The 12896-nt window shown below is 74.2% G+C and carries 12 protein-coding genes and 1 pseudogene; 4 read left to right on the forward strand and 9 right to left on the reverse strand.

What is annotated here, in order from left to right; translation table 11 throughout:
- The first annotated feature begins 35 nt into the window (after window positions 1–35).
- On the forward strand, window positions 36–1106 hold the full coding sequence (locus WDV06_RS18990) for a pyridoxal-phosphate-dependent aminotransferase family protein (RefSeq protein ID WP_395510958.1): 1071 nt from the start codon (window positions 36–38) through the stop codon (window positions 1104–1106).
- Between the two features lie 52 nt (window positions 1107–1158).
- Here the strand turns inward: WDV06_RS18990 and WDV06_RS18995 are convergent, their stop codons facing one another.
- The 9 genes and pseudogenes from WDV06_RS18995 to WDV06_RS19035 all read right to left on the reverse strand — a co-directional run bounded on the left by WDV06_RS18995 (window position 1159) and on the right by WDV06_RS19035 (window position 10177).
- A complete protein-coding gene (locus tag WDV06_RS18995; protein WP_395510948.1) occupies window positions 1159–2556 on the reverse strand; it encodes a DNA/RNA non-specific endonuclease in 1398 nt (465 codons plus the stop codon).
- Window positions 2550–3047 carry a hypothetical protein gene (locus tag WDV06_RS19000; RefSeq protein ID WP_395510949.1) on the reverse strand — a complete coding sequence of 166 codons (498 nt, stop codon included), beginning with the start codon at window positions 3045–3047 and terminating at the stop codon, window positions 2550–2552. The genes WDV06_RS18995 and WDV06_RS19000 overlap by 7 nt, the downstream gene beginning before the upstream one ends.
- 212 nt (window positions 3048–3259) lie before the next feature.
- Entirely contained in the window at window positions 3260–3967 is a 708-nt protein-coding gene (locus tag WDV06_RS19005; protein WP_395510950.1) for a DsbA family oxidoreductase, read from the reverse strand.
- 160 nt (window positions 3968–4127) lie between these two features.
- Window positions 4128–4634, reverse strand: a pseudogene (locus WDV06_RS19010) (GNAT family N-acetyltransferase); the annotation flags it as partial.
- Window positions 4635–4682: 48 nt separating this feature from the next.
- Window positions 4683–6131 carry a peptidoglycan D,D-transpeptidase FtsI family protein gene (locus WDV06_RS19015; protein ID WP_395510951.1) on the reverse strand — a complete coding sequence of 483 codons (1449 nt, stop codon included), beginning with the start codon at window positions 6129–6131 and terminating at the stop codon, window positions 4683–4685.
- A 62-nt stretch (window positions 6132–6193) separates the two neighbouring features.
- Window positions 6194–6859: a response regulator gene (locus WDV06_RS19020; RefSeq protein WP_395510952.1), complete on the reverse strand. Its 666-nt coding sequence runs from the start codon at window positions 6857–6859 to the stop codon at window positions 6194–6196.
- Window positions 6856–8082 (reverse strand): sensor histidine kinase, encoded by a 1227-nt coding sequence (locus WDV06_RS19025; protein WP_395510959.1) that lies wholly within the window; start codon window positions 8080–8082, stop codon window positions 6856–6858. Before WDV06_RS19025 ends, WDV06_RS19020 begins: the two co-directional genes overlap by 4 nt.
- Window positions 8083–8276: 194 nt before the next feature.
- Entirely contained in the window at window positions 8277–9308 is a 1032-nt protein-coding gene (locus WDV06_RS19030) for a hypothetical protein (RefSeq protein ID WP_395510953.1), read from the reverse strand.
- Window positions 9309–9415: 107 nt separating this feature from the next.
- The gene (locus tag WDV06_RS19035; protein ID WP_395510960.1) at window positions 9416–10177 is read right to left on the reverse strand and encodes an IclR family transcriptional regulator; all 762 of its coding nucleotides are present in this window, start codon (window positions 10175–10177) and stop codon (window positions 9416–9418) included.
- Window positions 10178–10427: 250 nt separating this feature from the next.
- Between WDV06_RS19035 and WDV06_RS19040 the strand changes: the two genes are divergently transcribed.
- From WDV06_RS19040 to WDV06_RS19050, 3 genes are all read left to right on the forward strand, one after another.
- Window positions 10428–11951, forward strand: a complete 1524-nt coding sequence (locus tag WDV06_RS19040; RefSeq protein WP_395510954.1) for an aldehyde dehydrogenase (NADP(+)) — start codon at window positions 10428–10430, stop codon at window positions 11949–11951.
- Between the two features lie 85 nt (window positions 11952–12036).
- Complete coding sequence (locus WDV06_RS19045; RefSeq protein ID WP_395510955.1) at window positions 12037–12258, forward strand: hypothetical protein; 222 nt, start codon at window positions 12037–12039, stop codon at window positions 12256–12258.
- A 52-nt stretch (window positions 12259–12310) separates the two neighbouring features.
- Window positions 12311–12896 (forward strand): TerD family protein (locus WDV06_RS19050; RefSeq protein WP_395510956.1); only part of this gene is annotated, 586 nt, incomplete at its 3' end.

Genomic DNA, 12896 nt, shown 5'->3' on the forward strand with positions numbered 1-12896 from the left:
CTCGGCCGGTGACCCCGGACGAAGAGAGCACCACCGTGACCCACCCCCTGCTGGACCTTCCGCCGCTGACCGCCGAGCGCTTCGCCGCCATCGAGCGGGGCGTCGCACGGCTGCTGGACACCCGGCACGACGTGGTGGTCACCCAGGGCGAGGCGCTGCTGCCGCTGGAGGGGTGCATCCGCTCGGGGGCACGGCCGGGTTCGACCGCGCTGAACGTCGTCACCGGCCCGTACGGGACCACGTTCGGCAACTGGCTGCGCGACGCCGGGGCGAAGGTGGTGGACCTGGCGGTGCCCTTCGACACGGCGGTGAGCGGGGAGCAGGTGGCCCGCGCGCTGGCCGAGCACCCGGAGATCGACTTCGTCTCGCTGGTGCACGCCGAGGCGGCCACCGGGAACACCAACCCGGTCGCGGAGATCGGCGAGGCCGTCCGGGCCCACGGGGCGCTGTTCATGCTGGACGCGGTCGCCTCGGTGGGCGCCGAACCGCTGCTGCCGGACGCGTGGGGCGTGGACCTGTGCGTGATCGGCGGCCAGAAGGCGATGGGCGGCCCGGCGGGGGTCTCGGCGGTGTCGGTGAGCGAGCGGGCGTGGGAACGGTTCGCGGCCAACCCGGCCGCGCCCCGGCGCTCGTACCTCTCCCTGCTGGACTGGAAGGAGCGCTGGATCGACGGGGGCCGCAAGGCGCTGCCGCACGCCCCGGCGCAGCTGGAGATGCTGGCGCTGGAGGCCTGCCTGGACCGGATCGCGGAGGAGGGCCTGGACGGCGTCCTCGGCCGGCACGCTGCGGCGGCCCGGGCCACCCGGGCGGGTGCGGCCGCGCTCGGCCTGGCCCCGTGGGTCGGGGACCCGGCGCAGGCCGCCCCGGTGGCGACGACCCTGCGGGTGCCGGAGGCCGCAGCGGTGGTGGCCCGGGCCCTGGCGGCGGACGCGTCGGCCCCGCTCGCGGCGGGCGGCGGGGCGCTCGCGCAGGAGATGGTCCGGGTCAACCACTACGGCCGGGCGGCCTCGCCGGAGGCGGTCGCGGCATCGCTGCGCGCCCTGGCCTCGGCCCTGTCGGCGGATCCGGCGGCGGCGCTGGAGGCGGCCTCGGCGGCCTGGCGCTAGGGCCTGTCGTCATACTCCCCTCGTCGCCCAGAGGGGAGTGTGACGACAGGCCCTAGCTCCAGTCGATGTCCGCCAGGCTCTCCAACGGCTGCCGCTCCTCCAGCGACTCGGGGACCACCAGGGTGTCGGCGGCGGTCATCACGGCGGGGAAGCGGATGTGGGCCTGCTTCTGGACCTCGTCGACCTTGACCTGGAACACGCGGAACTCGTCCAGTTCGAGGGATTCGGGCAGGACCAGGTTCTGCGCCAGCAGGAACGCCTTGGCCTTGAACGTGCCCTGTTCGGAGAAGACGATGATCTTCCAGAACGCGCGGGGGATCCGCACGCCGCGGAACTCCCGGTCGTCGTCCTGGAAGACCGGCCCGCCGAAGACGCTCACCTTGAGGTGCTCGACGTCGACGTCCTCGAACACCGCGTCCTCCAGCCTTCCCCAGAGGCCGTTCCGCTTGCTCTGGTTGAAGTCGTCCATCTGCGGAGTGATGTTGGTGTAGAAGAACGAGTCGTGGTTGGCCTTCTCGGCCTCGGGCAGCGGGCCCCAGCACAGGTCGGCGCGCCGGGCGATGTGGCCGCGGTCGAGCCGGTTGGCGGCGCCCTTGTACAGGGCGTTGTCGACCTGGTCGCCTGCCGGCACGCGCGGGTCCGTCACGAAGTCGATCCCCTTGCGGTTCAGGGCCTTGAGCGCGCCGCCGTCTATGTTCCAGGCCACCCAGATCGCGAAGCGCCGCGGCTTGCTCAGCGCCAGGGAGAAGTGGGTGTACGGGATCACCTCGGAGCCGTCGACGCGTACGGCGGTGTCCTTGATCGAGGGGTTGAGCGAGGGGGTGGGCACCGGCACGGAGAGGAACCCGGGGTCGTACCCGGCGGCCACGGACTCCAGGGAGGCCACGGCCGGCGGGTCCAGGGTGATCTTCAGCTGTTCGAAGACGGCGCGCGGGAAGCAGGCCAGCGCCCGGTCCACGGGGTCGGACTCGTCCTCGCCGCCGAAGTGCAGGCCGGCCAGTACGTCCGAGGGCCTGCCGGCCCGCGTCTTGAACATCCAGGCCGAGCCGGAGTCGCCGTGCGTGCTGATCTCCCCGCCGGCCGCGGGGTGGCGGGGGTCGGGACCGATCTCGAAGCACTCGATCTCCTTGGTCCCGATCGGCGGACCGTAGGGGACGCGGACCTTGGCGAACGGCCGGGTGACGATGCCGTGCGTGACGCCGGTGGTACGGCCGGACTTGACGACCTTGTCGTCGATGTGCGGCTCGCCGAGCTGCTTCGGCGTGACACCGAGGTCGAGGATGCCGGCGTCGACACCGCGTTCGGTGATGGTCGAGACGGCGCAGTCGCCGGCGGTGCCGAGGTGGGCGCGCCGCAGGACGCCGAGGCGGTTGGCGGCGAACCGGCTGTCGTCGTCGGTTCCCGGCTGGACGACCTCGTCGCCCGTCCTGCCGTCGCGGCCGTTCAGCACGTGCCAGTTGCACCGACGTGATCGAACGCAGCTACCAGCCGCACTTCCTCGTCGTCCCCGAGGCACAGATCCCGGAGCGGCAGAAGCGCGTCGACCCGGTCCGCCCCGGAGTGAGCGTCAGCAGCGTCCACCTGCACGCGGGCACCCTCGGCTGCATCGTCTTCGACAAGAACGACGGCGCCACCTGCATGCTCAGCGCGCAGGGTCCGGCCGCCGCCGAGGTCGATGACCGGGGGGATCTGCGTGGTGTTGAGGGGGGCCAGGCCCTCCGGGGTCACCTTGGTGTCGACGGTGAACTGGAGGGTGAGCTCCTTGGTCCGCCTGCCCTTCGTCTCCCGGTAGCCGATGCCGATCGAGGAGATGTTGGGGTCCTTGAGGAATCCGGACCCGTGGGTACGGATGTACTGCTTGGCCGAGGCGATGAGCTGTTCCTGCCCGTCCGCCGTGGTGGCGGCCCCGGAGGCGGCGGACGTACGCTTCTTGGCGGTCATCGGGGTCTCCTTCCGCAAAGGAGTCGGGTTCCCCGAGCTGGTTGAAACGGAAGCGATCTGACGCGCCGCGAGCAGGCGCGGTCGCTCGCCGTGCGCGTGTACGTCCAGCCTACGGCCGGGTCGCGGGGCGAGCGCGCCGGGCGGACGGGGGCGGGGCCGCGGGGCGCCCGGTACGGGAGGTACGGGGGCGCCCCGGGCCGAGGGGCCGCCGGTCAGGCGCCGGGGACGGCGCAGGCCCCGTCCGGCTCGCAGGCCTCGGCGTCGGCGGCCGGCTCGGGCAGTTCGCGTCCGGCCCAGGCCTGTTCGAGGGCCCGGGTGAACACCTCGGCGGGCTGGCCGCCGGAGATGCCGTAACGCCGGTCGAGGACGAAGAACGGGACGGCGTTGGCGCCCAGTTCGGCCGCCTCGCGCTCGTCTGCCCGGACCTCCGCGGCGTAGACGGAGTCGTCGGCGAGGACCGCGCGGGCCTCCGCCTCGTCGAGACCGGCCTCCACCGCGAGGGCGAGCAGCACCTCCGTGTCGAAGACCGACCGCTCCTCGGCGAAGTTGGCCCGGAAGGCGAGGTCGAGGAGTTCCACCTGGCGGCCCCGGGCGGCGGCCAGGTGCAGGAGGCGGTGGATGTCGAAGGTGTTGCCGTGGTCGCGGCCGTCGGTCCGGTACTCCAGCCCTTCGGCGCGGGCGCTGGCGGCGACGTGCTCCTCCATGCCGCGCGCCTCGTCGAGGGTGCGGCCGTACTTGCGGGCGAGCATCTCCAGGACGGGGGCGGTGACGCCCTTGGCGCTGTGGGGGTCGAGCTCGAAGGAGCGGTAGACGACCTCCACCTCGTCGCGGTGCGCGAACTCGGCCAGGCCCTTCGTGAAACGGGCCTTTCCGATGTAGCACCAGGGGCAGGCGATGTCGCTCCAGATCTCGACGCGCATGATCCTTCTTCTCTCCGGATTCCGGGTGGGGGGTGGGGCGGGGTTTCGCCGGGCGAAACGGTTTGTGGTTCAACCATTCGCCGTTCCGTCTCATTCCCCGGACCCCCTCATTACCCCGGCCGCCCTCATTACCCCGGACGCCTCCATGCGTCGGACGCGCTCATTCCTCCGGAGCCCCGTCCACCTCCAGCCACAGGGTGCGGTGGGAGCCGGAGGGGACGGCCGAGGGGTCGGGGCGCCAGCCGTGGGAGGCGTAGAAGGCCTGCGCGCGGAGGTTGTGCTCGAAGACCTCCAGGCGGACCCGTTCGACCCCGGCCCGGCGCCAGGCGGCGAGGCAGGCCGCGTGCAGGGCGGCCCCGGTGCCCCGGCGCCAGTGGGCGGGGTCCACGTGGAGCTGGGTGAGGGTGGTCTCGCCGTCGGCGGTGAGGAAGGCGGCCACCCCGGTGATCTCCCCGTCCCGCTCGGCGCAGAAGACCCGGCCCTGGGCCTCCGGCCGTCTCACCGCGCGGGACCAGCCCTCGCGGGAGCGGGCCAGTTCGGCCTCGCCCGCGTAGGCCTGCTCGGGGACGCGGCCCCGGTAGTAGGTGGCGCGCGCCCGGGCGTGCAGGGCGGCGATGGCGTCCAGGTCTTCGAGGAGTGCGGTCCTGATCATGGGAAGGGGAACGCGCCGGGAACCCCGTCGGTTCCCGGCGCGTCGCGGCCCTTCAGGCGGTGGCTACTTCTTCAGCCACGCCGCCATCATCTTCTGGGCGATGGGCGCGGCCAGCTTGCCGCCGCCGATCTCGGAGCGGTCGGTGTCCGAGTTCTCGATCATCACCGCCACCGCGATCTGCTTGCCGCCCGCCTTGCCATAGGAGGTGAACCAGGCGAGGGGCGGGATGTTGTTGTTCACGCCGCGCTGGGCGGTGCCCGTCTTGCCGCCGACCTCGGCGCCCGCCACCTGCGCGGGCTTGCCCCCGCCCTCGGTGGCGACGGTGCGCATGGCGTCCTGGAGCATCGAGGCGGTCTTCGGGTTCAGGACCTGCTGGGCCTTGGGCTCCTTGAAGCTCTCCAGCACGGTGCCGCCCGAGTCGGTCACCTCCGAGACCATGTGCGGGGCGACGAGCGTCCCGCCGTTCTCGATGGCGGCGGTCACCATGGCCATCTGGAGCGGGGTGGCCTGGACGTCGAACTGGCCGATACCGGTCTGCGCGACCTGGTCGACGGACAGCTTCTTCGTCGGGTACTTGCTCGGCGGGTTGGTGCGGACCGGGGTGTCGATCTGCGTGTTGAAGCCGAGCTTCTCGGCCATGGCCCGCATCTTGTCCTGGCCGAGCTTGGAGGCCAGCTCCGCGAAGACGTTGTTGCAGGACAGCCGGAGGGCGGTGCGGGGAGAGGCGTTGTTGCAGGCCTCGTCGCCCGCCTCGCTGGGCAGTTTGGTGCGGGTGCCGGGGATCGTGTAGTTGCCGGGGACCCCGGTCGGCTGGTCGATGTTCGTGACCAGCCCGTTCTCGATCGCGGCGGCCAGGGTGACCAGCTTGAAGGTGGAGCCGGGGGCCTGGGGCTTGCGCAGGGCCACGTTCTCCATGGCCTTGCCCTTGTCGGCGGAGAGCTCGTCCCAGGCGGCCTGGTCACCGGCCCCCGAGATGCGGCCCGGGTCGTAGGAGGGGTTGTTGACCACGGCGAGGATCTCACCGGTCGCCGGGTCGATGGCCACGGCGGCGCCCTGCTTGCCGTCGAGGGCGTCGTAGGCGGCCTTCTGGACGTCCTTGTCGATGGTGGTCAGGACGTTGCCCGGGGCGGCCCGCTTGTTGGTGAGGATGTCCATCACCGTCTTGAGCCGGCTGTCCGAGCCGTTGAGCACGTTCTTGTAGACGCCCTCCAGCATGCTCGTACCGAAGGCCTGGGAGCTGTAGCCGGTGATCGGCGCGTAGAGGGGGCCGTCGGTGTAGGTGCGCTTGTAACCGAAGTCCTTGCCTCCCGTCCTGGTCGATCCGGTGATCGCCGTCCCGCCCACGATGATGTTGCCCAGCGGGTTCTCGTACTGCCCGATGAGGTTGCGGCGGTTGTTCTTGTTGTCTGCGAGGGCCTGGCCTTGGTACGCCTGCACCCAGGTGACCCGCACCAGGAGGGCCAGCACCAGAAGCAGACAGAAGACCGACGCACGCCTGATCGTCTTGTTCATCCCCCAGAAGGACGTTCGGCAGGCCCCGGGCGTTCCGCTCTGCCCCGATTGTGGCGGGGTTCTCAGGATTTCCTCATGAGGAAGCCCCCTTCGTAGGCGGCGATGACCGCCTGGGTGCGGTCGCGGGAGCCCGTCTTGGCGAGGACGGCGGCCACGTGCGTCTTGACGGTCTGCGGGCCGACGCCGAGGTGCTCGCTCATCTCGTGGTTGGACAGTCCGGTGGCCATCAGCCGCAGGACGTCGGCCTCGCGGTCGGTGAGCCGGGCCGCCCAGGCCGGGGGTGCGGGCGGGGCGGCCGCCGAGTGGGCGGCGGCCAGGGTGCGGACGGCCGCCGGGAAGAGCAGGGAGTCCCCGCGGGCGACGAGCCGGACCGCGCCGATCAGCTCGTCCGGGTCGGCGCGCTTGAGGAGGAACCCGGACGCGCCCGCGCGCAGCGCGTCGTAGACGTAGGCGTCGTTCTCGAAGGTGGTGACGACCACGACCCTGGGCGGGTGGGCCATGGTGGCGAGGATCTGCTCGGTGGCCCGGATGCCGTCGATCTCGGGCATCCGCACGTCCATCAGGACGACGTCGGGGGCGAGGGAGCGGACCAGGGAGACGGCCTCGGCGCCGGTGGCGGCCTCGCCGACCACCTCCAGATCGGCTTCGGCGTCGAGGATGACGCGCAGGGCGGTGCGGACCATCCGCTCGTCGTCGGCGACGACCACGCGCAGCGGGGGCCGGCTCATCGCCCGCCTCCCGGGACCTGGGCGGCGGCGCCGAGCGGCAGGACGGCCCGCAGCCGCCAGCGGCCGCCGTGCGGTCCGGCTTCGACGCGGCCGCCGAGCAGGGCGGCCCGCTCGGCGGCGCCGCGCAGTCCGCGGCCGCCGGTGGTCCGCCGTGGGCCCGCTTCGGGGGCGGGCGGGTCCTGGGCGGGCGGGTTGGTCATGGTGATCTCCAGTTCGCGGTGGCCGTCGGGTGCGTGGACGCGGATGAGCAGGGAGACGGGGCCGTCGCCGTGGCGCAGGGCGTTGCTCAGGCCCTCCTGGACGATCCGGTACGCCTCGCGGGAGGTGATGGCCGGGAGCTGCGACCAGTCCCCGGCCGGGCCGGGGTCCTGCTCGGCGGTGAGGGCGGTGCCCCCGGCCCGGGTGCGGGCCAGCAGCCCGTCGAGGTCTCCGGCCAGGGTCGGGGCCGGCATGGCGTCGGCCCGGGCCGGGTCGCCGTCGCGCAGCAGGCCGAGGACGGCGTCGAGCTCGCCGACGGTGCGCCGGGTGGTCTCCTCGATCGCGGCGAGCGCCTCGCGGACGAACTCCGGGTCGCTGTCGAGGACCCGCCGGGCCGCCCCCGCCTGGAGGGTGACGGCGCTCAGCGCGTGGCCCACGGCGTCGTGCAGTTCGCGGGCCAGCCGGTTGCGCACGGCGAGGTCGGCGGCGCGTTCCTCGGCGGCGGCCAGCCGGTCCGCCGCGGTCGGCCCGAGCAGCACGGGTGCGAGCCGGGCCAGCAGTGCCCCCGCCCCGGCGCAGACGGCCGCGAGCGCGGTCAGCAGCGCGACCCCGATCAGCGGGGCGACGTACGGATCCGTCTCGCCCGCCAGGCCCGCGCCCCATACCGAGGCACGCAGGGCCCCGGAGAACGGCATGGCGACGAGCACGACGCCCAGGGGCGGTACCGCCAGGCTCACCCCGCTGACCACCGCCCCGACGCCCAGGTGCAGGGTCCACCAGGCGGAGGCCCGCCAGCGGGCTCCCCAGGACCGGGCCGGACCGTCCGCGAGCAGGTCCCCCCGCACCCCGGTCAGGACCCGCACGGCCGTCACGGACAGCGGTCTGACCAGCCCGAACAGCCCGGTCACCGCGATCAGGGGCAGGGAGGCCGCGTAGGAGAGCAGGGTCAGCGGGAGGGAGGCCAGGACATTGGCCCCGCCGACCGCCGCGCCGACTCCGACCTGGGCGAGCAGCAGGTACGGCATGAGCAGGGCGCCGCCGAGCACCAGGTGCACCCACCGCAGCCTGGCCCGCGCTCCCACCAGCCGCCCGGCCCACCGCGGCGCCGCCGCACCCGGCCTGACCGGCCGGCCTCCACCGGACCCGCGCACGGCTGTCCCCCTCCCCCGTCCATGCCACTCCCCGTAGGCTCCCCGGCCCGCCGGCGCTCCCGGCGCCGCTACCCGGCCGCCCGGCCCCCTCCCCGGCCCAGCCCCCCGCGCGGGGCGCGGAGGTGGCGGACCAGGACGGCCCCGGCCAGCAGTCCGGTGATCATCTGGTCAGCGTAGGCCAGCAAGAAGGCGGTGGTGGACGGTTCGTCCTCCCCGAGGTTCACGCCCAGGACGGCGATCAGCGTCCACGCCCCCCAGCTCAGCGCGGCGGAGGAGCCGATCCAGGTGAGGGCGGGCGACCACCGCGCCCGGCGCGCCCCGCCCCGGGCCAGCATCACCGCCCCCGCCGCGGCGGCCACGGCGCACATCGCGTGCACCCCGGAGACCACGCCGGTCTCCGCCGAGTACGCCGCCGCCCGCTCGGCGGGCAGCCCGGCGGTCCCGCCGAAGGCCCAGTACGCCTGCGCCGCTGCCGCCGTCGCGCCCGCCAGTGCCGCGGCCCCCGCCACCACCCCCGTGGATGACGGGAGCCGCCGCCCCGGCGCGCCCTGCCAGAGCCGGCCCCAGCGCCGCCTCGCGTAGGGGACGAACAGTCCGGCCAGGGCGATGGCCTGGATGATGAAGCCGCCGTAGACCACGGCGAACACCCAGGGTTCGAGGAAGGGTTCGCGGGCCGCCCTGGCCGCCTCGCCGGCGCCCATGCCCAGGGCCTTCACGAGGAGCTGGGCCGGGTATCCGAGGACTATGGGGGTGAGCAGCCCGGTGGCGACGAAGACCGGCACGGTCAGCAGCCACCCGGGGACCCGCATGCCCCAGGGCCTGGTCAGCACCAGAACGAGCAGGATCACGCAGGCGTCCATGGCGAGCGTGACGGCGTTGCCCACGGTCAGGGCCGCCCCGGCCCTCAACAGGACGCTGCCCTCCGGTATCCCGATCCGGCTCCCGCCCAGCCAGGCCGCCTTGAGGGTCAGGTACGGCAGGGTGGCGGCCAGGGCGGTGGCCCGCAGGATGCGGTGCCCGGTCCCCGGCCGGGGGACCGACGGCGGCGTCGTGCTCGTCGTGCTCATCGCGTGCGTCGCGTGGACGGCTTGTGTGCTCATGGGTCAACGGTCCCGTGCGCGGCACAGCGCCACCTCCCCCGCGATGGGGAACCGTCTCCCCCGCACGGGGGAGGAACTCCCGCCCCCACCGCCCCACATGCGCCGCCTCACATGCGCCGCGTCACCACCGACAGCCGGTCGCGCGCCTCGAACAGCGCGGCCTTGATCGTCCGCTCGTGGTCCTCCGTCAGCCGGGCCACGGGCACCGAGCAGCTCACCGCGTCCCGGGCGGGCGTGCGGTACGGGACGGCCACCCCGAAGCAGCGCAGCCCGAGCGTGTTCTCCTCCCGGTCGACCGCGTACCCCTGCTCCCGGACCAGCGCCAGTTCCTCCACCAGCCGCTCCCGGTCGGTGATGGTGTGCTCCGTGACGGCCTCCAGCCGCCTAGGGAGCATCCTGCGCACCTCGTCGTCGGTGTGCGTGGCCAGCAGTGCCTTGCCCAGGGCGGTCGAGTGGACGGGCAGCCGCCGCCCGACGCGGGTGAAGGGGCGCAGGTAGTGCCGGGAGGGCCGGGTGGCGAGGTAGACGACGCTCGTTCCGTCGAGCCGGGCCAGGTGGATGGTCTCGGTGGTGTCGTCGGAGAGCCGGTCCAGGCTGGGCCGGGCCGCCGCGACCACCTCGTCGCCGTCGATGTAGGAGCTGCCGACGAGCAGGGCCCGTACGCCGATGCCGTAGCGGGTGCCGGTGGCGTCCGTCTCGACCCAGCCCAGGTTCACCAGGGTGCGCAGCAGCATGTAGAGGCTGGACTTCGGCAGGGAGAGGTCGTTCTGGATGTCGGCGAGGCTGTGCAGTCCGGGGTGGGCCGCGAAGTGCTCCAGCAGGAGGACCGTGCGCACGGCCGACTTCACCGGCGGCGCCGCCGCGGGCAGTCCCGGGCCGGCCTGTGCCGGAGGGCCGGCCGTCTCTGACGTCCCCGCAGCCTCCGCCGCCCGATCCGTCCCTGCTGTCCCGGCCGTCCCCGCCGTCTCGGCTGTCGTCATCCGCCTGCTTCCCCTCGTGGTCGGCCCTGGTCGCCTCTTGTCACCCGGTGGACGCGGAACCTAGAGTCCGCAGCAGAAGTGATCATTCATCCACCGGAACGGCGTTCAGAATACTGAACGATCCGAGGAGGAGCGGGCCATGACGGCGAATCCAGTCTGGAGTGTGGACCCCCGCACCGGGAAGCAGCGCGAACGGGTTGCGGTGGAAGCCACAGCCCCGGACGTGGACCGCGCCGTACGCGCGGCCCACGCCGCGCGCGGCGCCCTCGCGGACGCGTCCGTGCGCGCCGCCTTCCTGCGGGCCGCCGCCGGCCTGCTCGACGGGGCCGCCCCGCAGGTCGTGGAGAGCGCGGACGCCGAGACGGCCCTGGGCACCGCCCGGCTCACCGGCGAGCTCGCCCGCACCACCGGCCAGCTGCGCGCCTTCGCCGACGTGGTCGAGGAGGGCGCCTACCTCGACGTCCGCATCGACCGGGCCGACCCCTCCCTCACCCCGCCCCGCCCCGAGCTGCGCCGCTACAAGGTGCCGCTGGGCGTGGTCGCCGTGTACGCCGCCTCCAACTTCCCGCTGGCCTTCTCCGTGCCCGGCGGGGACACCGCGAGCGCCCTCGCCGCCGGCTGCCCGGTGGTGGTCAAGGCCCACCCGGACCACCCGGCCACCTCCGAGCTGTGCGGGGAGCTGCTGCGCCGGGCCGCCGTGGCGAGCGGCCTGCCGGCGGACGTGGTGACGGTGGTCCACGGCTTCGACGCCGGTCTGGAACTGATCCGCCACCCGCTGGTCTCCGCCGCCGGCTTCACCGGTTCCGTCCGGGGCGGGCGGGCCCTGTTCGACGCGGCCGCCGCCCGGCCGGTGCCCATTCCCTTCCACGGCGAGCTCGGCTCCCTCAACCCCGTCGTGGTCACCCCGGCGGCCGCCGCCGAGCGCGCGGAGGAGATCGGCTCCGGACTCGCCGCCTCCGTCACCCTGGGCGTCGGCCAGTTCTGCGTGAAGCCCGGCCTGGTCCTGGTGCCGGAGGGCGCGGACGGCGACCGGCTCGCCGCCGCGCTCGCCAAGCAGCTCGGAGAATCCGGACCGGGGGTACTGCTCGACCACCGGATGCGGGACGGCTTCGTCGCCGGGGTCCGCGAGCGCTCCGCCCTCCACGGGGTCACCGCCCCCGTCCCGCCCGGCGCCGGCGGGGAGCACACCGTCGCCGCGGGCTACCTGGGCGTCGCGGCGGCGCGGCTGCTGGAAGGCGGCCCGTACGAGCTGCTCCTGGAGGAGTGCTTCGGGCCCGTGACCGTCGTCGTCCGCTACCGCGGCACGGACGAGGCCGCCGCCGTGCTGGCCCGGCTCGGCGGCAACCTGAGCGCCACCCTCCAGCTGTCGCGGGCCGAGACCGAGGGCGCCCCGGGCCCGGCCGCCGCGCTGATCGCGCAGGTGACGGAACTCGCCGGACGCGTCGTGGTGAACGGCTGGCCCACCGGGGTCGCGGTGGCCCCGGCCCAGCACCACGGCGGCCCGTACCCGGCCGCCACCTCGCACTCCACCTCCGTCGGCGGCACGGCGATCGAGCGCTGGCTGCGCCCGGTGGCGTACCAGTCGGTGCCGGACGCGCTGCTCCCGCCGGAGCTGCGCGAGGGCAATCCGCTGGGCGTGCCGCGCCGGGTCACCGGCGGCTGAGACGGCCCCCGCCCGGGCGGGGCGCGGCGCTCGGGCCCCGGTAAACCCGTTGCCCGCCCGCCCCCGGCCGGGCAGGCTGCGCCCCATGGGCCGACCACAGGGATTCGCGTACGCGGTACACGGCGACGGCACGGTCGTCATCACGCACCGGGGCCGCGCCGCGGCCACCCTGCGGGGCGGCCGGGCCGCGAAGTTCCTCGCCGAGGCGGAGTCCGGGGACGCCCAGCTGGTGATGGCGCGCTGGACCGGTTCCTACCGGTTCGGCAACGAGCGTACGGCCCGCGAGCACCCCCGCAACCGTCGCTGAAATCGCGCCGAGGGTAAGGGAACGGCAAAGCGGCGCCGCTCGTTCTCCCGGCATGACCGCTATGACCCCTGGTTCCAACCTGCCGCTCCACACCACCCGCGTGACGGTGGACGTGGCCGCGCCGGTCCGGCTCGACGTGTCGGGCCTGCTGCTCGCGGCGGACGGCAAGGTGCGCTCCGACGCCGACTTCATCTTCTACAACCAGCCCACCGGGCCCGGTGTCAGCTACCGGTCCGGCGGCGGTACGGCGCCGGACTCGATCACCGTGGACACCGGCGCGCTGCCGCCCGGCATCGAGCGGATCGTGGTCACGGCCAGCCCCGACGCCGCGGGGCAGAGCTTCCAGGGCATCGAGCCCACGGCCACCGTGCGGGACGCCGCGGGCGGCGGCGCGGTGATCGCGACCTTCACCCCGCCCCGGCTCGGGACGGAGACCGCCCTGGTGGTCGTCGAGGTCTACCAGCGCGGCGGCGTCTGGAAGGTGCGCGCGGTCGGCCAGGGGTACGCCAACGGGCTCGCGGGCATCGCCACCGACTTCGGCGTCTCCGTCGACGAGGAGCCGGCCGCCCCCGCGGCGGTGGCGCCGCCGGCCCCGGGCCCCCCCCGGCCCGCGCCCCTCGCCCGGTCTCGTATTCACA

It is taken from the genome of Streptomyces racemochromogenes (genome assembly GCF_044129415.1).
Taxonomy (GTDB): domain Bacteria; phylum Actinomycetota; class Actinomycetes; order Streptomycetales; family Streptomycetaceae; genus Streptomyces; species Streptomyces racemochromogenes_A.

Excerpts from the sequence above, each read along its gene's own strand:
- WDV06_RS19020 (WP_395510952.1), bottom strand. The coding sequence starts at position 6,859 with ATGAGCCGGCCCCCGCTGCGCGTGGTCGTCGCCGACGACGAGCGGATG.
- WDV06_RS19005 (WP_395510950.1), bottom strand. The coding sequence starts at position 3,967 with ATGCGCGTCGAGATCTGGAGCGACATCGCCTGCCCCTGGTGCTACATC.
- WDV06_RS19030 (WP_395510953.1), bottom strand. The coding sequence starts at position 9,308 with ATGAGCACACAAGCCGTCCACGCGACGCACGCGATGAGCACGACGAGC.
- WDV06_RS19045 (WP_395510955.1), top strand. The coding sequence starts at position 12,037 with ATGGGCCGACCACAGGGATTCGCGTACGCGGTACACGGCGACGGCACG.
- WDV06_RS19015 (WP_395510951.1), bottom strand. The coding sequence starts at position 6,131 with ATGAACAAGACGATCAGGCGTGCGTCGGTCTTCTGTCTGCTTCTGGTG.
- WDV06_RS19025 (WP_395510959.1), bottom strand. The coding sequence starts at position 8,082 with ATGCCGTACCTGCTGCTCGCCCAGGTCGGAGTCGGCGCGGCGGTCGGC.
- WDV06_RS19000 (WP_395510949.1), bottom strand. The coding sequence starts at position 3,047 with ATGACCGCCAAGAAGCGTACGTCCGCCGCCTCCGGGGCCGCCACCACG.
- WDV06_RS19040 (WP_395510954.1), top strand. The coding sequence starts at position 10,428 with ATGACGGCGAATCCAGTCTGGAGTGTGGACCCCCGCACCGGGAAGCAG.